20 protein-coding genes are annotated in these 18,444 nt (G+C 71.7%); 7 read left to right on the top strand and 13 right to left on the bottom strand.

Going from position 1 to position 18,444, the window contains the following annotated elements:
- Nucleotides 1–68 precede the first annotated feature (68 nt).
- Entirely contained in the window at nt 69–509 is a 441-nt protein-coding gene (locus ACZ4FV_RS19720; protein ID WP_395872504.1) for a VOC family protein, read from the bottom strand.
- A 315-nt stretch (nt 510–824) separates the two neighbouring features.
- Between ACZ4FV_RS19720 and ACZ4FV_RS19725 the strand changes: the two genes are divergently transcribed.
- From ACZ4FV_RS19725 to ACZ4FV_RS19745, 5 genes are all read left to right on the top strand, one after another.
- Entirely contained in the window at nt 825–1,088 is a 264-nt protein-coding gene (locus tag ACZ4FV_RS19725) for a hypothetical protein (RefSeq protein ID WP_395872506.1), read from the top strand.
- Nucleotides 1,085–1,360 carry a DUF4873 domain-containing protein gene (locus ACZ4FV_RS19730; protein WP_395872508.1) on the top strand — a complete coding sequence of 92 codons (276 nt, stop codon included), beginning with the start codon at nt 1,085–1,087 and terminating at the stop codon, nt 1,358–1,360. Before ACZ4FV_RS19725 ends, ACZ4FV_RS19730 begins: the two co-directional genes overlap by 4 nt.
- Nucleotides 1,361–2,115: 755 nt before the next feature.
- The gene (locus ACZ4FV_RS19735; RefSeq protein WP_402241026.1) at nt 2,116–3,039 is read left to right on the top strand and encodes a hypothetical protein; all 924 of its coding nucleotides are present in this window, start codon (nt 2,116–2,118) and stop codon (nt 3,037–3,039) included.
- A 593-nt stretch (nt 3,040–3,632) separates the two neighbouring features.
- Entirely contained in the window at nt 3,633–4,607 is a 975-nt protein-coding gene (locus ACZ4FV_RS19740; RefSeq protein ID WP_465322984.1) for an alpha/beta fold hydrolase, read from the top strand.
- A gap of 246 nt (nt 4,608–4,853) precedes the next feature.
- A complete protein-coding gene (locus tag ACZ4FV_RS19745) occupies nt 4,854–5,105 on the top strand; it encodes a hypothetical protein (RefSeq protein WP_402241031.1) in 252 nt (83 codons plus the stop codon).
- Between the two features lie 15 nt (nt 5,106–5,120).
- On the opposite strand, the gene ACZ4FV_RS19750 is transcribed toward ACZ4FV_RS19745, so the two are convergent.
- Nucleotides 5,121–5,453: an ArsR/SmtB family transcription factor gene (locus ACZ4FV_RS19750; RefSeq protein WP_402241034.1), complete on the bottom strand. Its 333-nt coding sequence runs from the start codon at nt 5,451–5,453 to the stop codon at nt 5,121–5,123.
- A gap of 124 nt (nt 5,454–5,577) precedes the next feature.
- On the opposite strand from ACZ4FV_RS19750, the gene ACZ4FV_RS19755 reads away from it, so the two are divergent.
- A complete protein-coding gene (locus ACZ4FV_RS19755) occupies nt 5,578–6,795 on the top strand; it encodes an MFS transporter (protein WP_402241036.1) in 1,218 nt (405 codons plus the stop codon).
- A 929-nt stretch (nt 6,796–7,724) separates the two neighbouring features.
- Here ACZ4FV_RS19755 and ACZ4FV_RS19760 read toward each other — a convergent pair.
- The 9 genes from ACZ4FV_RS19760 to ACZ4FV_RS19800 all read right to left on the bottom strand — a co-directional run bounded on the left by ACZ4FV_RS19760 (nt 7,725) and on the right by ACZ4FV_RS19800 (nt 15,368).
- Complete coding sequence (locus ACZ4FV_RS19760; protein WP_402241038.1) at nt 7,725–8,960, bottom strand: NAD(P)/FAD-dependent oxidoreductase; 1,236 nt, start codon at nt 8,958–8,960, stop codon at nt 7,725–7,727.
- A 444-nt stretch (nt 8,961–9,404) separates the two neighbouring features.
- Entirely contained in the window at nt 9,405–10,094 is a 690-nt protein-coding gene (locus tag ACZ4FV_RS19765; RefSeq protein WP_395872522.1) for a glycosyltransferase family 2 protein, read from the bottom strand.
- 35 nt (nt 10,095–10,129) lie between these two features.
- Complete coding sequence (locus ACZ4FV_RS19770; protein ID WP_395872524.1) at nt 10,130–10,771, bottom strand: class I SAM-dependent methyltransferase; 642 nt, start codon at nt 10,769–10,771, stop codon at nt 10,130–10,132.
- Nucleotides 10,768–11,550, bottom strand: a complete 783-nt coding sequence (locus ACZ4FV_RS19775) for a PIG-L deacetylase family protein (protein WP_402241041.1) — start codon at nt 11,548–11,550, stop codon at nt 10,768–10,770. The genes ACZ4FV_RS19770 and ACZ4FV_RS19775 overlap by 4 nt, the downstream gene beginning before the upstream one ends.
- Nucleotides 11,547–12,632, bottom strand: coding sequence for an acyl-CoA dehydrogenase (locus ACZ4FV_RS19780; protein WP_465322985.1), 1,086 nt, complete (start codon nt 12,630–12,632; stop codon nt 11,547–11,549). Before ACZ4FV_RS19780 ends, ACZ4FV_RS19775 begins: the two co-directional genes overlap by 4 nt.
- A 357-nt stretch (nt 12,633–12,989) precedes the next feature.
- Nucleotides 12,990–13,232: a type II toxin-antitoxin system RelE/ParE family toxin gene (locus tag ACZ4FV_RS19785; RefSeq protein ID WP_395872530.1), complete on the bottom strand. Its 243-nt coding sequence runs from the start codon at nt 13,230–13,232 to the stop codon at nt 12,990–12,992.
- Nucleotides 13,229–13,516, bottom strand: coding sequence for a hypothetical protein (locus ACZ4FV_RS19790; RefSeq protein ID WP_395872532.1), 288 nt, complete (start codon nt 13,514–13,516; stop codon nt 13,229–13,231). Before ACZ4FV_RS19790 ends, ACZ4FV_RS19785 begins: the two co-directional genes overlap by 4 nt.
- A gap of 377 nt (nt 13,517–13,893) precedes the next feature.
- Complete coding sequence (locus ACZ4FV_RS19795; protein ID WP_465322986.1) at nt 13,894–14,676, bottom strand: carbon-nitrogen family hydrolase; 783 nt, start codon at nt 14,674–14,676, stop codon at nt 13,894–13,896.
- Nucleotides 14,673–15,368, bottom strand: a complete 696-nt coding sequence (locus tag ACZ4FV_RS19800; RefSeq protein WP_465322987.1) for a GntR family transcriptional regulator — start codon at nt 15,366–15,368, stop codon at nt 14,673–14,675. Before ACZ4FV_RS19800 ends, ACZ4FV_RS19795 begins: the two co-directional genes overlap by 4 nt.
- A 302-nt stretch (nt 15,369–15,670) precedes the next feature.
- Here ACZ4FV_RS19800 and ACZ4FV_RS19805 point away from each other — a divergent pair, with 302 nt between their 5' ends.
- Entirely contained in the window at nt 15,671–15,841 is a 171-nt protein-coding gene (locus ACZ4FV_RS19805; RefSeq protein ID WP_395872540.1) for a hypothetical protein, read from the top strand.
- Between the two features lie 432 nt (nt 15,842–16,273).
- Here the strand turns inward: ACZ4FV_RS19805 and ACZ4FV_RS19810 are convergent, their stop codons facing one another.
- Entirely contained in the window at nt 16,274–17,440 is a 1,167-nt protein-coding gene (locus tag ACZ4FV_RS19810; protein WP_465322988.1) for a glycerate kinase, read from the bottom strand.
- A complete protein-coding gene (locus ACZ4FV_RS19815; RefSeq protein WP_465322989.1) occupies nt 17,323–18,243 on the bottom strand; it encodes an alpha/beta hydrolase family protein in 921 nt (306 codons plus the stop codon). The genes ACZ4FV_RS19810 and ACZ4FV_RS19815 overlap by 118 nt, the downstream gene beginning before the upstream one ends.
- Between the last annotated feature and the right edge of the window lie 201 nt (nt 18,244–18,444).

The raw sequence follows: 18,444 nt of genomic DNA on the forward strand, positions 1-18,444 counted from the left end.
ACCCGCAGGGCCCGACGCGGCGCGGGTGCCGGGACGGTCTTTTGGGCGCAAGGTCCCTCCGGCACCCTTCAGCCGAGTTCCTCGGCCAGTCCGACGATGATGCCCTCGGGACCGCGGACGTAGCAGAGCAGATAGCTGTCCTCGAACCGCGACACCTCGCCGACGAGTTCGGCACCGTGAGTGCGCAGTCGGGCGACGACGTCCTCGATGTCGTCGACGGCGAACATGATGCGACGAATGCCCAGCGTGTTCACCGGCGGCTGCTTCGGCTCGGCGCCGATCGCCTTCGGCGTGTGGAACATCGCCAACTCCACGCGGCCATGGCCGTCCGGTGTCCGCAACATCGCGATCTCCTGTCGGGCGCCCTCGAGCCCGATGATGCGGTCCACCCAACTTCCCTCGTGTGGCGCCCTGCCCTCCAGTTCCATGCCGAGTTCGACGAAGAACGCAATGACAGCGTCGAGGTCCTCGACAACGATGAGAACGTTGTCCATCCGCTTGATCGTCATGCCGAGTCTCCTTGGCGTGGTGGGGGCCGGATTGGCCCTCCACCCTGAGACGGGGCCGCCGGCCCTTTCTCGACATCCTCTGCCGCATCTTCTTCGAGAACCTCGCGGCGCGGGGACGCTCGTCACGCGCCGACCGTCCCAACTCGGGCGAAAGCAGCGCAGATCAAGATGGACGATCTGCACACGCGAATTCCGACGACACGCCGCCACGTCCAGCCCGCGACATCACGGGACAACCGTATGGTTGTAAATGGCCTTCCCTGAAGCCCGCCCGGTTCGCCGGCGGTATTCGGCGGGCCGACGCAGACTCGAAGGATGGAGATCCACCAGGCCCACGGATACGTCACGATCCCCGGTCGCGGGGACGCCGAGGTGACGCTCGACCTGTTCGACTGGCCGGTCGACGGCGATACCCTCCCCCGCACCTGGAGCGCGATCATCGACGACGGCCCGATCATGGACGCCGGTACCCACGGCGTCCTGCACCTGGACACCGAACCCACCACCCTCGGCCACCCCTTCGTCGTCGCCGCCGGCGGGGACCACGTCTCGCAGATCATCGGACACGGGGCATCGTGACCGGGAGTTCACGAGCCCAGGACCACTACGACGGGCCCGCCATCGTCGCCGCCGACGGCGCGAGCATCCCGGTCGAGGCCCACCTGCGCCTGGGCGCGGACGGTGCCTGGCACGGACGGGTGTGGACCGACGACCCCTCCGTCGACCTCGACCGGATCACCTCGGCCCGCATCCGCCTCCTGCGTGTGGACCAACGCGCGGCGAGTTTCACCGTCGACCGCGTCCTGGACCACCACGCCCACATCACCGGCACCGGCGTCCCGCCCTTCTGACCACACATGTGCGACCACCGACCCCGGTCGGCGCGGGCAGCGTGCCATGCGGCTCGTCGATCACGGGGAGTCCCGGTCGGATCACCGAGTGGATCCACCTTTTGCGCTCCCGTCCACCCGACCCGGCCGACCCATCGCCCGAGACCCGGGCAAAATGATCACGATCGGCTGCGGCACAACCCCGCCACCGGCGTCGGGCACCTGAGCGGGGTAGTGCGACTTGGCGTCGCGCGAGACGATCAGGTCGCCGACGTGGACGGTACAGCCGACTTCGCCGCCGGCCGCAGCGACCCGTCGGCAACACTTCGTCCGGTGTCTTCCTGAGACTGGGGTGTGCACTCGACTGCCGGCGCCGCTTCTCACGGCCGGCCGGCGACGCTCCTGCCCGGTAGCACCCAGTGCCGACCCATCGAAAGCCGGCTCGCCCGCGGTCACACGAAACGCCAAAAGATCATCATCTTCTATGATCGTCCGACTCATAATTGAAGGCAGGCTACTCTCCGGGGGGAGAAATGACGGAAGAGCCTGGTTTGGGCAAGCGATTGCGACGCAGATTCCGCCCGTCGCCGGAGCGCACGTCGCAACCGCAGTCGCAGTCTCCCGCTCCACAGCCGAACGTCCGGAACCCGTGGATCACCCGGGACACGGCAGCGACGAAGGCGTCGAGTGCGCCTGTCGGCCCACCGGTTTCGTACAGCGACCGAGCCGCTCCCATCCCTTACAACCACGGGTCCGACGGGATCACTCCGGAGAGCGTGCACTTCCAGAAGGTTCTGCATGCCTACGACACCAAGTGGCTGTCCTTCGACGTCACCAGATCCATGGGCGAGTTGGGGACGCCGCTCGGCAAGCCGACGGCCAACTTCAAGCAAATGGACCTGTTGACCGCCAAGGAGGCCGCAATCGTCATGTTGCACTCCCGAATGGTCTTGCCGAAGTACGGCTTCCGGCGCATGGGCGTGATGCACATGGGCCCCAACGACGGCTATGCCTTCGCCGATGACCATGGCGGCGTGCAGTTCAACGCCAAATACTTTGGGCCGGGGCAGCGGAACACGCTGCTGAACCAGTTGCAAACGACCCACACCAAAGGGGTGGTGCTCGGCGGCGGGGAGTTCGGGGGCGCCATGGTGGTCTACCACGAGGGCCAACATACCGGCGCGCGCGAGGCGGCGTTTCTTCACGACAAGAACGAGAAGGGCGCTCTCGCCGGGTTGTTCAAGGGTCTCACGCGAGATCCCGAAATCATCGGCAGCTTGGGCAGCCATGCGGGAAGGAACTACGGGGAACGCTGGGCAATGGGCTCGACGATGGTTGCGTTCCACGGCACCCAGGCCCCTCGGGTGGCTCAGGAGATATGGGCTCAAGGAGTGGCGATGAACGCCGACAACTGGGGCGACATCGACCGCCAGGCAGCTAATCTGCGGCGCAGTCTCGATACTCTCTACGCCCACACGGACCCCGCGACCGGTCTGGCATTGAAACCGGAGGAGGCCGAGCTCCGCAAGACCAGAATCGCGGCGTCCCTGGGCTTCGGCCGACCGTGGACTCCGGGGCAACCGCTTCCGGACCTCAATCCGGCCGTGCACGGCATCAACGCGCGGCCCCAGCAGGAGCGTGCGCACATCGCCCCCGTGATATTTGGGCGGGAGAGCACCCCCGGCAACGGCGGTTTCTAGGAGTCGAGCGGCCCTGGTGGCCGTGACTCCCCGGACGGGAACGGGGCCGACACTCTCACCGAGTCCCCGCGTACTTGGCCAGGCGGCAGGCCACCCTGGAGGTCGCCCTCCGGCCGGTGGTCGAAGGCCGCGGACTCACCCCTCCCGAGCCCTTGGCTGAAATCCCTGTACTCAGGGCGGCGTCGAGCGCGTCCTCCGGTTGGCTTCCCACGAGATCACCTTGCCAGAACCGCAAGTTCTCGTGCCGTATCCGATGGTCCTGACAAGACTGAGCGTGTCCCGACGCAAGGAACCTCAGTGAACCGCACCGGCATCCCGACCCCGATGATCGACCCCGCGGGAAGTCCTCCGCGGGTATCGATCCGCCCCCGGCGACGCGGGCGTTCGTCGAGCGCTCGGCATTCATCGGGGCGAAGTCACCGACTGCCAGGCGATGTTCCCGAACCGACCGGCTCCCACACCGGCCGGCCGGACATCCGCCACGGATCGATCAACGCGACCGGACGCCGACTGCACCGCCCCCTCCAGGACAGGAACAGATGATTCCCGCACCACGATCACCAGCGCAGCACGCCCTCCGATCGGCGCGGACGATGGCGACCGTCATCCTCGCCTTCCTCCTGACGATCGGTGCCGCCGCCTGCAGCGCACAGACCGACGACGACATCCCGTCCTACGCCGCCGCCACCCGAAACGACCCGAAGTTCACGAGCAGGTTCCAACACAAGTTCGCCGACGTCGACAACGTCCGGATGCACTACGTGACCGGCGGAAGTGGCCCGCCGGTGGTACTGATACACGGCTGGCCACAGACCTGGTTCGGTTGGTGGCCGGTCATGCCGGCGCTCGCCGAGCACCACACCGTCTACGCGGTCGACCTTCCGGGACTGGGCGACAGCACCGGCTCCCCGACCGGCTACGACAAAGCCACCCTGGCGCGCTACGTCCACACCCTTGTCACCGATCGGCTCGGCGTACGCGACGCCCGGGTCGTCGGACACGACTTCGGCGCCGCGGTGGCATTCCAGTACGCCGCCCAATTCCCCGCCGACACCGCACGCCTCGGATACCTCGACCTACCGCTCCCCGGCCCCGCGGTCGACGCGCCCACATACCGCTCACTGAGCTGGCACATCGCCTTCCACTCCCAACGCCGGGTCCCCGAAACCGTGGTCGGCGACGACGTCCGCGCATACCTCGCGCTGTTCTACCCCCAAGTCTCCTTCGGCGGAACGGCGTTCGGCGGCACCTCGGATCGCTCCCCGTTCACCGACGCCGAAATCGACGAGTACGCGCGGACCTACCGCCGGCCCGAGGCCCTGTCCGGCGGCTTCGAGCTCTACCGCGCCCTCGACAAGGACGTCCGCGACACCACGGCCGCGGCACCGGTACACATTCCGACCCTGCTGATGACCGCCCAGGGTCAACTCGACCCGATCCGAGCCACCGCGGCCCCACGCATCACCAACATCGTGCAAGCGGTGGACGTACCGAACGCGGGCCACTGGCTCGTCGAGGAGAACCCACAGTTCGTCACCACGGAACTGCTCCGCTTCCTCGACGGATGACCTCCCACCCCAATCCCGGCGCGGGGTGCCACACCCAACCCCGCGCCGCGGTCGGGTTGGTCCGGGCGGATGACATCGGTGCCGGAATCGCGTCGGGGGGTTCGCCCGTGGAGGGGCGGAGTTCGCCGAGGTTCGGCGGAATGCCGGCCATGCGGCGCATCACCCGGCGGGATCGCGACTGATGCGCACCCTGCCGTTCGGCGTCGGCCAATCGCCGCCGGCCGCCCCGCTGCCCCGCTGCCCCGGATGGACGCCCCGGCCACAAGGACCGCCGCCACCGCGCCCAAGGCCACCCCGCCGTACTTCGTCAACGAGGAGGAGGTGCCGCAGACCGGCACCGGGATCACCGTGGCCTACAACCGCACGCACTGTCAGGACGGTCGGGTCGCGCTCCGGCTCGCCACCCGCCGCAGCCCCGGCCGCACCGAGGCTTCCAGCGGCCCGTCCTTCGACGTCCTCACCGACACGGACCCGCCTGCGGGCTCGACGACCGGGTAGGCACGATCGCGCCGGTCAGCCCTCCCCGGCCGGCTGCGTGCGGCAGGATCCTTCGAGAACCGCGTCGAGCAGGCCGGGGAACAGTGCGTCGAGGTCGTCGCGGCGCAGTCGCACCAGCCGGGATCGGCCCACGACGGTTGTCCAGGTGACGCCCGCCTCGCGCAGCACCCGGTAGTGGTGGGACAGCGTCGTCTGGTGCACATCCAGGTCGCTGCCGATGGCATTGCAGCTCTCCTCGCCGGTCACGGCGAGCCGTTGCACGATCTCCAGCCGCACCGGATCGGCCAGCGCTCGCAGCACCTCCACCATCCGGATCGCGCCGGTCGCAGGTTGGGACACCTCACGCATCGCTTCACTCCGTCCGTGGCGAGCTCTCAGCCTACCCACTCATTGATATATGGACAAGCATCCATGTATTGCATACAGTGCCGATCACCCACCTCCGTGATGCTCCGGAAAGGCGGCACGATCCATGCTGAGACGACTGTTTCCCCTTGCCCTGGCGACGTTCGCCGTCGGCACCGACGGTTACGTCATCGCCGGCCTGCTCCCCTCCATCGCCGCCGATCTGGGCGTGTCCACCCCGGCAGCCGGCCAACTGGTGACGGTGTTCGCGCTGGTACTGGCCCTGTCGGCACCGGTCATGGGCGCCCTCATCAGCGGCCTGAGTCGGCGGTCGGCGCTGCTGATCGCCCTGGGCGTGTTCGTGGTCGGCAACGCCGTCACCGCGCTGGCGACCAGCTACGAGGTGGTGATGGCCGCCCGCGTCGTCACCGCCGTGGGCGCGGGCATCATCACCGCCGCGGCCTCGAGCACCGCGGCCGCCATCGCCCCACCGGAACACCGGGGCCGGGCACTGGCCCTCGTACTGGGCGGCCTGACGTCGGCAACCGCGCTGGGACTGCCGCTCGGCACGCTGATCGGCCGCGCCGACTGGCACCTCACCCTGTGGGCCGTCGCCGGGATCGGCCTGCTGGCCGCCGTCGGCATCGCCCTCGGTCTGCCCGACGTGACGCTCCCCGCCGCCTCCCTGCCCGACCGCGTGCGCCCCCTCGCGCAGGGCCGCGTCCTGGCCCTGTTGGCGGTCACCACACTGGCCTTCCTCGCCACTTACACGCTCTACACCTACATCGGCCCCACCCTGCGCGACGCCACCGACGGCGACGAATCGCTGCCGACCCTGATTCTGTTGGCCTGGGGCGTCGGTACGCTCGCCGGGAACATCACCGCCGGACGCCTGGTCGACCGCCACGACCCCGCCCGTGTCCTCACCGCCGCCCTCGCTCTCGCCGCCCTCGTCCTGGCGTTGACCCCGCTCGCCACCCGCGCCCTCGCACCCACCCTGCTCTGGGCGGCCCTGTGGGGCGCGAGCGTCGGCGTCGTCGTCGTCCCACAACAGCACCGACTCATCGCCCTCGGCCCCGCCGCCGCCCCGATCCTGCTGGGCCTCAACTCCTCCGCCCTCTATCTCGGCGTCGCCCTCGGCGGCGGCCTCGGCGGGCTGGCCCAGGAGTGGCTGGACCTCACCCCGGCCCAACTGGGGCCGGTGGCCGCGGGCGTCACCGCCGTGACGCTCCTCTGCCACCTGGGAACCGCACGCCACCCCGCGGGGGTTGGCCCCCGCGACACCCGCGCCGACCACGGCCGAGCCGAAACCGTCGAAGGCGTGACATCGAAGACAGCCCCGTAGGAACCCCCGGAAACGGCCTCGGGAACACCCCGTCGTCGGCATTCGAGACGCCACGAGCTCGCGGTCGGAGACAGGTTGCGACTGCGACCGTCACCGTACGAGGGACCCGCCCGGTCGGCCGGGCGGGTCCCTCGTACGGATCGACGTCGGGACTCAGGCCCTTCGACCGCTGAGGTAGGCGTCGATCGCCTGCCTCGGTTCCTCGCGGGTACACACCCAGTGGCCCACGGTGTCCACCATGACCAGGTTCGTCTTCGGGAAGGCGCGGCCATGCGGCGTGCACCCGGCAGCGGGGGAGCCGGGTCGTGGGTGGCGTTGACCACCAGGACGGGCGGCAGGGCGCCCGGAACGCCGTGCGCTCGGCCCGGGCGGGCAACCGACCGAAGTGGTCTGGTACTGGCGCAGTGTGCCGTCCTGGATCGTCACGAGCATGCCGCATCCGTCGATGCGCCACACGCCGTCCAAGGCGGGCGGTCGAGCCGCGCCGGTGCCGGCGGACGCGGTAGCGTCTGCGGTCGACACCAGCACCGAGGAGGCCGCCGCGACCGCCGAACACGCGCTGCGAAATCTGGTCATTCCGTTCCCTTTCATGGAGCGCGGGGCGTGCCCATCGAATCCGGAACGGAGGTGCACCGGAGCGGAGTTCGGCGCCGAAGTGGAACTCGGCACCCGGCCGATCCGCACCCGCGATCTCGCGTCGTCCGCGAACGTGACCACGATCGTGCCCCCATGCGGTCACGCGGCAACCGGGCACCACCAGAGTCGAGGGAGGGCCTGGACCCACGTTCGAGGGTGTGCCAAGGGAATTCGGATCGACCGATGCGACCCCGGCGGGATTAGGCGACGGGATCCTCTGCCACGCAAGTGCCCGAGCCACCGGGGCGGTGCTGCCGCCCGTGGGGACGGAGTCGGCGAGGGCTGCCCGGCGGTCAGTTCGGGAGCAGGGACTCCAGCGGGACCCGGGGGTCGGTCAGGCGGTCCGGGTCGACGGCCGCACCGGAGCGGATGAGGGCCTGGACGGGTTCGACCACGTCCCAGACGTTGACGTTCATGCCGGCCAGGACCCGGCCACCGGACAGCCAGAAGGCGACGAACTCGCGGGCGGCAAGGTCGCCGCGGAAGACGACCCGGTCGTAGCCGTCGGGTTCGACGTAGCCGGTGTACTCCATGCCCAGGTCGTACTGGTCGGTGAAGAAGTACGGCAGCCGGTCGTAGACCGCGTCCTGGCCGAGCATCGCCCGGGCCGCGGTCTGCGGCTGGTTCAGCGCGTTGGCCCAGTGTTCGACTCGGATGTGCCGCCCCAGCAGCGGATGGCGGGCGTTGGCGACGTCGCCCGCGGCGTAGACGTCGGGGGCGGACGTACGCAGGTGCTCGTCGGTGACGATGCCGTTGTCGACCGCGAGCCCCGCTGCTTCGGCCAGGCCGGTGTTGGGGGTGACGCCGATCCCGACCACCACCGCGTCCGCCTCGATCCGGGTGCCGTCCGTGAGCAGGACACCGTCCACCGCGCCGGCGTCGCCGCTGATCTCGGCGACCTCGACGCCGAGGCGAAGGTCGACTCGGTGATCGCGGTGCAGCTCGGCGAAGACCCGGGCCGCCTCCGGGCCGAGTGCCCGCAGCAGCGGCAAGGCCGCGCTTTCGAGCACCGTCACGTCGGCGCCCGCGGCGCGCGCGGCCGCAGCCGCCTCCAGGCCGATCCAGCCGGCACCGATGACGACGATCGCGGCCCCGGGCCGGAACACGGCCTTGAGCCGGTCGCTGTCCGACAACCTGCGCAGGTACGACACCCCGTCCAGGTCCGCGCCGGGAACCCGCAGCCGGCGCGGCGAGGCACCGGTGGCCAGGAGCAGCGCGGCGTAGTCGAGCCGGCTGCCGTCGCCGAGGGTCAGCCGGTGCGCGGCGGGATCGAGCGCGGTCGCCGTCGTGTCCAGACGCAGGTCCACCCCGTGGTCGGCGTACCACCGCTCCGGATGGACGTACGCCTTCTCGCGCTCCTCCTTCCCGAGCAGGTAGCCCTTGGACAGGGGCGGGCGCTCGTACGGGCGCTCCCGCTCGTCGCCGATCAGCACCAGCGGGCCGTCGAAGCCCTGTTCCCGCAGAGTCTGCGCGGCCTTCGCCCCGCCCAGACCCGCTCCGACGATCACATGGGCACGGTTCGCGGTCATGTTCTCTTCCTCCTTTGTCGGGTTTCCGCACCGGTCCGGTCACCGGGACGGGGGCGGAGGCGGGATCGAACGCACGGCTCCCACGACGGCGACCGACACAGTCCGCGGCACCACGCCGCGAAGGCGGGACCGACACAGCGAGTGGACCTCCCGCCGGGGAAATCCGGGAACCGGCCCCGCCATCCTGACCGCCCCGGGCACCCGCCGACGGGTCCGGACGCCCCCGCCGCCCCCCAACCACCCGAACGGCCCAGCACAGCATCCGCGTGGTGGCGGACGACGACATCGAACCGCTTCCCGGGTAAGTCACCGGCGCCGAAGCTCCGATGGGTTTCGGCCGACGATCCGGTCCGCCGTTCGCGTTCGGGTGTGGACGGGCGCCACTCGAGGCGTGGGGTTGGGCGGCGATGGTCGCCGACGGCGGTGGCACGCCCGTCGCAAGGGTCACCGGGGCACCGGGCGGGCGCCGTCGAGATCGAGCAGGTCGTGGCCGAAACCGCGCGGCGCGCGTGGGTCGGTGCGCGCCGAGGTGAGGACGCGCAGGGCGTCGGTGTGCAGTACACGACGGCCCGCCGCCTTCAGTGCTTCGACCAGCGCGCCGTCCTCGCCCACCGCCATCGCCGCGAATCCGCCGACTTCCAGGTACGCGGCGCCGGAGAACCCCAGGTTCGCCCCGTGCACGTGCCGCTTCCTGTCGGCACGGCGGTCGTACCGGGCCTCGAATGCCTCCCGCACGCCCGGTGGGTGCCCGGACCAGTCGCGCACGCGAACGGTTCCGGCGACGGCGTCCCAGCCGTCGCCGGCCCACGCGATCTGTCGGGTCAACCACCGGGCGGGCACCCGGCTGTCGGCGTCGGTGGTCGCCAGCCACATGTCCCGTACGTCGCACCTGTCGCCCAACATCGCCGCGAATCCCGCGGCGCGCGCGACCCCGGCCGCCCCGGCGTCGGTTTCCACCACGTGCGCACCGAACGCGCGGGCGACGTCCGCCGTACGATCACGGCAACGGTCCGCGGTGACCACCGTGGTGACGGGTACGCCCGAGGCGGCGGCGCGCGCGTTGGCGCGAGCGAGCGCCCGCAGGCAGCCCGGGAGTTCGTCCTCCTCGTCGCGTGCGGGCACCACCACGAGCACGCGCCGCACCCGAGGCGGGCGACTGCCGTGGACCCTCAACGCAGTCCCTCGACCGCGGCCGGGGACACGTGCGCGGCGGAGACCGTACCGGGCCGGTCCCGGGTGTCGATCAGCACATCGAGAAGGAAGTCGGGCTCACGATGTTCGACCACGCGTACCAGGTCGGGCAGCGCCCGCACGGCGGCATGCACGTGCTCGGCCGAGTCCACGTGTCCGGGCGCGGGCGGGCGCCAGTGCACCGCGACCACGGTTCCGCCCGGGGCCAGGGACGCGCGGGCCCGGGCCAGGACCAGGTCCCGTTCCGAAGGTTCGAAGTAGTACAGGAACTCGGACAGCACGATCAGATCGAATCCGCCGGGGCGGTCCGGCCATTCCCGGGGCAGGACGAGGCATTCCACCCGGACGTGCGGGAGGTCGGCCGTGCGCGTGCGGGCCTGCGTGACGGCGACCTCGGAGAGATCGCAGGCCAGCAGCCGATCACAACGGTCGGCGAGCAGCCGGGTGAGCACACCGACCGAGCACGCCGGTTCGAACGCGTCGCGGTATCGCGTTCTCGGCAGCGACGCAACCGTGAGCGCGTACTTGCGCCGGTCGTAGGCGCGGTCCGCGAGGCTCCACGGGTCCGCGGCGGCGGCGTACATCGCGTCGAACGCCTTCCTCGGCAATGCCTCGCTCATCGGAACACCACCTCGTAGGGGCGGACGAAGTGCTCGATCTCCTCGGGCGGCAGGATCACCCGATCGTCACGGCCCGGGGCGTGGGGGCGCAGTTGCGTCTCGAAGCACCCGACGGCATCACGTTTGCGCCGTCGCCGTTCGGGGGTCAGGTCCACCCGGACCGCGCGATCCCAGGGGACCCGCGGGTCGTCGGGGCGGGCCCAGTGCCACATCCACACCGGGTACTGGACATGGGCCACGTCGGCGGACGCGCACGCGAGCGCCGCGGCCCGCCCCGCCGCCTCGTGATCGCCGTGGACGTCTCCCGACCACGGGGCGGCGCAGATTCCGAAGCCGGCCACGAGCGCGACGAGGGTGTCCGCGGCCTTCGCCTCGTGCTCGGCGACCCCGGTGTCCGGCAGCCGCAGGCGCACGATCTCGGCGGTCGAGGTCCCCGCCGGCCCGAGCAGGCCCAGGGCTCGTTCCGTCTCCCGGATTCGGCGCGCGCGCAGGAGCGGCGGCGGGATCGGCCCGCCCGGGTGGGACTTCTCGCCGTCGGTGAGCAGCACCACGCGTACGCGCGAACCCGTGTCGAGATGGGCGGCGATCAGGCCGCCGGCGCCCAGGATCTCGTCGTCGGGGTGCGCGGCGACGACCACGAGGCCACCGGCGCGGAACGGACCGGCCACCTCCGAGGGGTCCACGCGGGGCAGGTCGGTCAATGCGCGCCAGGCACGCCACACCCGCTCGGGCGTGCCGGGGGCCTGGATGGGATCTGCGGGCGCGCGCTCGCCGGTCACGAGGTCGCCCCCGGGAGCCGGCCGTCCGCCTCGGTCGACACCGCGGCGGCCCGCAGGGCCCCCAGGCGTGCCAGGTCTCGTTCGGCGTGGTGTTGGCGGATGTACACCGTCAGGTCGGCGACCGCGCGAGCGTGTCGGGCGTCGTGACCCAGCGGCCCGGCGCCCAGTGCCCGCCCGACCCGCTCCAGGACCTCCGCACAGGTGCGCTCGACGACGGCGCGGACCCGCAACGCCCGGACCTGTGCGGCGCCCGACCGGTCCAGGGGATCGGCGTCGATGTCCGCGGCGGCCTGCGCCAGCAGCGTCCGGCCGACGGTCAGGGCGAGGTCGACGCCGCCGAGGTGGGCCAGCCCGTGCTCGTCGAGCCGACCCCTGCCCGCCGCCTCGACGAGTGGTCGGCTCACCGCGCGGGCGCCGCCGAGCCAGCACGCCGCCACGCCGACTCCGCCGTGATGAAAGCCCGGACGGTCGAGGTAGGCGCCCACGTCGCCCACAGGTTCGGCCGGGACCGCGTCCAGTTCGACGTCCAGGGTCTCGCTCGCGGCCATGCCGATCGCCGGCCACGAGTCGGGCAGAACGCGATATCCGGGGGCGCCGACGTCGATGGTGAACAGGCGCGGGCCGTCCGGGGCGTCGGCGGTCACGAGCGCGTGCGTGCACATCAGGGCGCCCGAACACCAGCGTCGGGTCCCGTGCACCCGCCACCGGCCCCGGTCGAGCCGTTCGGCGGTGAGTTTGCTGCCGGGCGGCTCGGCCGCCCACACCCCCCAGCGTGCCCCCGGGGCCGCGACCGCGACGCCGTCGCCGACCTCGGCGATGATCGCGAAAGCATCGGCATGACCCTCCGCCAACCGCCCCAGGGCGAGGTCCCGTTCGGCCGTGGCGGTGAGCGTCTCCCACCGCTTTCGGGTCGCCCCTCCCCCGGGCGCGTCGAGGCCGGTCGGATACCGGCGGGCGAAGTCGACGAACCAATCCCGCACGTCCTCCCGGTGGAGCCGAGCGATAGTCTCCGCCGACGCCCCGACCTCGAGATCCCGCTCCCGGAGACCGCGCGTATCTGCGCTGATCTTGTCGATACTCATCCCACACCGCTACCCCTCACGCCCATCTGCACGCTCTGTCACACGAGAGCGGCAAGGGCCGAGCCGCCGGGCGGGTGACGAAGTGGTCGCTCCACGGTCTTCGGCACGGTGTGGTGCCGGGTGCCGCTCGGGGGGACCCGCGTCGACGGCGGGGTGGGTGCCGGTCCGCCGCAGGTCCCGACGGCTGGACCTACACCCCTTCGTCGCCGGGCGCCGCCTCGTCGTCCCGGGCGGCGTGGCTGCCGGACAGGACGCCGAGAGCGCCGACGCACCGGGCGGCGACCGGGCTCGGCGCCGCCGAAGTTCGATTCGTTCGGCGACGCCGGGTCGGGCGGGCTCCGGGCGGGCGCATACGGGTCATTGCGGACCCATGACACGCACGACGGACACGATTCGCGCGTCCTCGTCCGCGTGATAGGTGGCGATACAACCGCCCAGGCGCACCTGACGGTAGTCGCGCTCCCCGAGTGCGATCGATTCCCTGCCGAACGGATCGCCGGCGAGGCGAGCGAGTTCGGTGTCGAAGCGCCGGCGGGGTTCGGACGCGAGATCGTGGACGTCGGCCTGGGCGTCCTTCGCGTATCGCACTCGGAAACTCATCGCCGGGCCTCCTCGTCGGGGTCGTGCAATCCGACGAAGCCCGAGTCGTCGCCGGCTCGCAGGGCTGCGATCAGTGTGTCGTCCTCGGCGATCGCCTCCGGGGGCAGACTCCACCGTGCCGCCACCAGGGGCACATCGACCAGGAGCGCCGACCCGACGCAACGGTCGAAGCCCGCCCGCCGAGCCTCGGGCAGGGCAGCGCGAATATCGTCGAGCGTCGCGGGCAGATCGGTCGACCGTCCGCGGATCCGCGTACGCCACACGGCGCCTGGCTCCGCTTCCATATCCGCTCCTTCCATGGGCATCGAACCGCCGACCGGTCCGGATGTGTTCGTGCCGGGACCGTGATCCGAGACACCGAACGGATGAACATCCGCACGCTCCGGCGCCAGGACTCCGCCTCCTCGAGAACGGTCCGGTTCGCCACGGTCATACCCGGGGCCACCACGACCTCGGCACCACCGGCTTGGTCGTCGATGTGCCGATCCGAGTTGCTTCCGAGTCGGTGGCCGATACCCGGTTCGATCCGGTCACGCACCTCGCCGAGCCGGATGCACGCATGCCTCGTGCAACCGGCTCGATCGAGGCCCCCGCGGGATCAGCGGGCCCCTCGGCGGTCCGCGCTCCGGTCGTCGGTACTTCGCGCCGGTGCCCACGACCGTCACAGCGGCCAACGGCGATCGGCGAGCACCGGGAACTCCGCCCGCACCGTGTCGATCACTGCGGGGTCGACGTCGCAGAAGGTCACGCCCTCCGCGGTGCCGGCCTCCGCGAGCACCTTGCCCCAGGGGTCGACGACCCGGCTGTGGCCGCCGAGTTCGACGCCGCCGTCCTGCGTGCCGACCGCGTTGCACGCGATCACGAGTACCTGCTCCTCCACGGCGCGGCAGGTGGTGAACAGCCGCCAGTGCTCGCGTCGGGCGGCCGGCCATGCGGCCGGTACGATCACCGACTTCGCGCCGCGATCGATCAACCCCCGCCACAGTTCGGGGAATCGCAGGTCGTAGCAGGTGGTCGCGCCGATCGGGCCGAGCCCGGTGTCGGCGACCTCCAACGTGTCGCCCGGGGTGAGGAGTTCGGCCTCGCGGGAGGCGTAGCCGAAGACGTGCACCTTGCGGTACGTGTGGGCGATCTCCCCGCCCGGGTCGATCAACACGGCGGTGTTGAACAGGCGTCCCCGGTCGTCGCGCTCGACGATGCTGCCGAGGTGCACGTGGGCGCCGAGCCGCCGGGCCCAGCCGCGGGCCGCCGTCACGGTGGGACCGGCCAGGGTCTCGGCCCGCTCGGTGTAGGCGTCGAAGGCGAAGTATCCGGCCGCCCACAACTCCGGCAGCACGACCAGGTCCGCTCCCCGCGCCCGGGTGAGCATCCCGTCGACCCGCTCCCGCCGCTGCTGCGGGGACTCCTCCGGCGGACTGGCAATCTGCAGCAGAGCGATTCTCATGAGCCCTCCTCCCGAGCGGCGAGCCCCGTCCAGTCCGCCATGTCCGGCACGCTCAGGGCAGCCAGCGTGCTCGACAGGTGGGCCGCGACGGCCTGCCCCGCCCGCTCCGCGTCGCCGTCGCGCACCGCGGCAACGATCGCTCCGTGTTCGTCGAGCACGGCCCGGGCCCGGCTCTCGGCACGGACCACCGCGCGCAGCCCCATCCGGATCTGCCGGTCCCGCAACGATTCGTAGAACTCGGCCAGTACGGGGTTGCCGGCCGCCCGCACGATCGTGCGATGGAACATCCGGTCGCAGTCGATGAAGGCGACCGGATCGGCGAGCAGGCCGGCCTGCTCCGCCACCAGGCGCTCCAGCTCGACGGCGAACTCCGCCCCCCGAGCGGCGACCCGCCGGATGGTCCAGTCCTCGACCATCTCCCGGGCCTGCATCACGGCGCGGACCTCGGCGTCCGAGATCGGCGGCACGTAGGCGCCCTTCTTCGGCACGATCCGGACGAAACCCTCCGCCTCGAGCCGGAGCAGTGCCTCCCGCACGGGGGTACGCGAGGTCCCCGCCGCCTGCGCGACCTCCGACTCGGTCAGGAACGTGCCGTCGTGCCGCGGCATCTGTGCGATGTGCCGCTTCAGCCAGCGGTAGGTCAGGTCCTGCGCGGAGCCGCGTTGCGGGCCCGCAGCTCGTACACCACTCATGAGCAACATGTATACAAGTGGGGTATCAGCCGTGCAAGCGGCGTTCGACGGCGCGTGTCCTCGCGCCGCTCCCCACGGACGAGGGACAACGGATAACGGATGCGCAGTCGCCGGAAGCCGTGCGGCCGGTGTGCTCCACGGCCCGGGCGAACCCATCGGGCTGCCCGTATCGCGCAATCCGGTTCGCTGCCCCGAACGGCTGCGGTGTGCCGTCAGGTTCGCCGTCCGGCCTCGGATATCATCGCTGTTCGAGGCCGGAAACGACTCCGGAAGATCATCGTTTCGGTCCCGGAGGGAACCCGATGCCCACCTCGCGCCACGAGGACCTGCGCGCCGCGATCACAAGCGCCCGGGAGGCCTTGGCCGCCCATCCCGACGCCGCCACGTCCCCGGCCCTGGCAGCCCTGATCACGGCCGCCGAGCCGTTCGCCAACTTCGCCCCGGCCGTGCCACCCCCGACCAAACGCCCGTAAACCGAACAGGGCTGGGGCTCGGCCACCTCCCTGGCCGTGCCCGGCGCGGGCACGCTCGGGCTCCAGGGCACCGAGGGCAAGCCGACGATGATGGACCACCTCGGCGGTGTGCGCGGATTCGGCGATGGTCCGGGGTCAGGGTCGGCGCAGCTCGGCTCGCAGGGTGCGGATGGGGCGTCCGCGCCAGGGGCAGCTCATCGGAGCACCGGACCCCGAACAACACGCCGCGGTGGCGCGGGCGGATCAGCCCACGGTTTCCGGGAGTTGGAACCGATGCGGCAGGTAGTCACCGAGGAACCACGTGACAGCGTGCATTCCGTGCACTCCACATCGGACGCAGGCGCCGCGCCCGACGCCACACGCCGACGAACGCGACCGGGATCCGTGGCCGTTCTCCGAGCCGTCCACGGATCCCGGTCCGCGCTACGGCGGCTACCTCGCGCGTGCCGTGGGCGACGCGGGGTCGGGGAGATGCTCGTGGGCGATCAGCCGCCCCATGGCCCGCGGCAGCGGGGCGGCGGCGGCGATGGAGCGTTCCGGGTCGGGTTCGAGGCCGGCCAGGGTGTAGCCGGCCCGGAATCCGGCCGCGGCGAGCTGATCGCGGGTCAGGCTCAGGCGTCCGCATACGGCGATCACGGGGACGCCGTGGAGGCCGGCGCGGCGGGCAACGCCCAACGGGGCCTCGCCCTGGAGGGTTTGCCGGTCCAAGGAGCCCTCCCCGGTCACCACCAGGGTGGCCGCGCGCAACTCCCGGTCGATCCCCACCGCGTCGAGGACGACGTCGACGCCGGGTCGGCACCGCGCGCCCAGGCCGACCAGTGCGCCGAAGCCGCTGCCGCCGGCGGCCCCGGCGCCCGGCAGGACCGCCAGGCGTACGACCCCCGGACCCACGGTCCGCGTCAGGACCTCGAGCAAGCGCCCGAGTCCGGCCTCCAGGACGCCGACGTCCTCGGGCCCGGCGCCCTTCTGCGGTCCGTACATCGCCGCGGCCCCGCCGGGTCCCGACAAAGGCGCGTCGACATCGGTGGCGAGGACGAATTCGGTGGCCGCCAGCCGCGGATCGAGGCCGGACAGGTCGACGTCGGCGAGGTCGCGCAGGGCCGCGCCGCCGTCGGGGATCACTCGCCCGCCGGCATCGGTGAACCGGGCCCCCAGCGCGCCGAGCAGTCCCGCTCCCCCGTCGGTGCAGGCACTGCCGCCCAGCCCCAGCACGACGGTGCGCGCACCGGTGTCCAGCGCCTTGCGCACAACCTCGCCGGCGCCCCTGCTGCTCGCGGTGAGCGGCGCGGGGACGTGGCCGGGCAGCAGCCCCAGTCCGGAACTCTGGGCGAGTTCCACCACGGCCGTGCTGCCACGCTGCGCATAGCAGGCGCGTACGGCCCGGCCGGTGGGGCCGCCGACGGTGACCACGCGGCGCCGGAAGCCGCAATGGACCAGGGCGTCCACGGTGCCCTCGCCACCGTCGGCGACGGGCAGGCCGCTCACCGACAGGCCGGGGCGGGCACGGCGCAGTCCGGCCGCGAGATGCCGGACCACCTCCGCCGCGCCGAGCGAGCCCTTGAACTTGTCCGGCACGAGCAGGACGTGCGGCGCCGGCATCGCGCGCGGCCCAGGACCCGGGTCGGCGCCGGCACCCCGGGCCGGGTCGCGTGGTTGCGGGGCGAACCGCGCCCCGGGTCATCCGAGTCCCTGTCCGGACGGCGGTTCGACCGGGCCCGGGACCAGGGCGCACCGCGCAGGGCGGCTCGGACGAGGTCCGTCATCCGCTGCTGGTCGTGGATCTCCTGCCCGCGACTGCTGGTCTCGTGGCCGCCGCTGAACCAGTCGATGCACACGACTGCGCCCGTGTCTTGCAGGGTCTTCGCGTAGGCGTACGCCTGCTTGGGCGGAGTACGCGTGTCGTGGGTGGCCTGCATGATCCAGACGGGCGCGCGCACCGCGTCGACGTACGTGATCGGCGAGGAGTGCCGGAAGCGATCCGGGTCGAGGTCGGGGGCCGCTCCGAAGAAGGCCTTCCAGGCCGCGCGCAGAGCCGGGTTCATGTCGTCGTAGGCGGTCACCCAGTCGGCCATCGGGACGAACGCCATGGCCCCCGCGAACAGTTCGGACAACCGGCCCACGGCCAGCAGGGACAGGAAGCCTCCGTAGGAGGCACCGGTGACGAAGATCCGTCCGGCGTCGGCCACACCGTCGGCGATCAGTCGCCGAACCGCCGACTCGATGTCCTCCAGTTCCCGGTCGCCGATGGAGCCGATGAAGCCTTCGCGGAACCGGCGGCCGAAGGTGACCGAGCCTCGGTAGTTCAACGACGCGTACGCCACGCCCGAGGCGACCCAGGCCTGTGCCTGCGGGTTGTAGGAGTCGACGGAGACCAGGTTCGGGCCGCCGTGCAGGTTGAGCACCAGCGGAAGCGGCCCGTCGGCGTCCGGGGGTCGGCATGCCCACAGTTGCAGGGGGTGCCGTCGGTGGAGTGCACGGTGTGCGAGCCGGCGCGGACGCCCGGCACCAGGGGGTGCCTCTATGTCTTTCGTCAAGGGTGAGCGGGTCGTGCTGCGGCCGGTTCGGCCGGGCGGGATTTGTAGAAGGTGCCGTCTCTGAGCATG

It is taken from the genome of Embleya sp. NPDC025285, assembly GCF_055558835.1.

What these genes read in the sequence shown, in the direction of transcription:
- ACZ4FV_RS19720 (WP_395872504.1), bottom strand. Translation starts at nt 509, where the DNA reads ATGACGATCAAGCGGATGGACAACGTTCTCATCGTTGTCGAGGACCTC.
- ACZ4FV_RS19725 (WP_395872506.1), top strand. Translation starts at nt 825, where the DNA reads ATGGAGATCCACCAGGCCCACGGATACGTCACGATCCCCGGTCGCGGG.
- ACZ4FV_RS19740 (WP_465322984.1), top strand. Translation starts at nt 3,633, where the DNA reads ATGGCGACCGTCATCCTCGCCTTCCTCCTGACGATCGGTGCCGCCGCC.
- ACZ4FV_RS19745 (WP_402241031.1), top strand. Translation starts at nt 4,854, where the DNA reads ATGGACGCCCCGGCCACAAGGACCGCCGCCACCGCGCCCAAGGCCACC.
- ACZ4FV_RS19750 (WP_402241034.1), bottom strand. Translation starts at nt 5,453, where the DNA reads ATGCGTGAGGTGTCCCAACCTGCGACCGGCGCGATCCGGATGGTGGAG.
- ACZ4FV_RS19755 (WP_402241036.1), top strand. Translation starts at nt 5,578, where the DNA reads ATGCTGAGACGACTGTTTCCCCTTGCCCTGGCGACGTTCGCCGTCGGC.
- ACZ4FV_RS19760 (WP_402241038.1), bottom strand. Translation starts at nt 8,960, where the DNA reads ATGACCGCGAACCGTGCCCATGTGATCGTCGGAGCGGGTCTGGGCGGG.
- ACZ4FV_RS19770 (WP_395872524.1), bottom strand. Translation starts at nt 10,771, where the DNA reads ATGAGCGAGGCATTGCCGAGGAAGGCGTTCGACGCGATGTACGCCGCC.
- ACZ4FV_RS19780 (WP_465322985.1), bottom strand. Translation starts at nt 12,632, where the DNA reads ATGAGTATCGACAAGATCAGCGCAGATACGCGCGGTCTCCGGGAGCGG.
- ACZ4FV_RS19785 (WP_395872530.1), bottom strand. Translation starts at nt 13,232, where the DNA reads ATGAGTTTCCGAGTGCGATACGCGAAGGACGCCCAGGCCGACGTCCAC.
- ACZ4FV_RS19790 (WP_395872532.1), bottom strand. Translation starts at nt 13,516, where the DNA reads ATGGAAGCGGAGCCAGGCGCCGTGTGGCGTACGCGGATCCGCGGACGG.
- ACZ4FV_RS19795 (WP_465322986.1), bottom strand. Translation starts at nt 14,676, where the DNA reads ATGAGAATCGCTCTGCTGCAGATTGCCAGTCCGCCGGAGGAGTCCCCG.
- ACZ4FV_RS19800 (WP_465322987.1), bottom strand. Translation starts at nt 15,368, where the DNA reads ATGAGTGGTGTACGAGCTGCGGGCCCGCAACGCGGCTCCGCGCAGGAC.
- ACZ4FV_RS19805 (WP_395872540.1), top strand. Translation starts at nt 15,671, where the DNA reads ATGCCCACCTCGCGCCACGAGGACCTGCGCGCCGCGATCACAAGCGCC.
- ACZ4FV_RS19810 (WP_465322988.1), bottom strand. Translation starts at nt 17,440, where the DNA reads ATGCCGGCGCCGCACGTCCTGCTCGTGCCGGACAAGTTCAAGGGCTCG.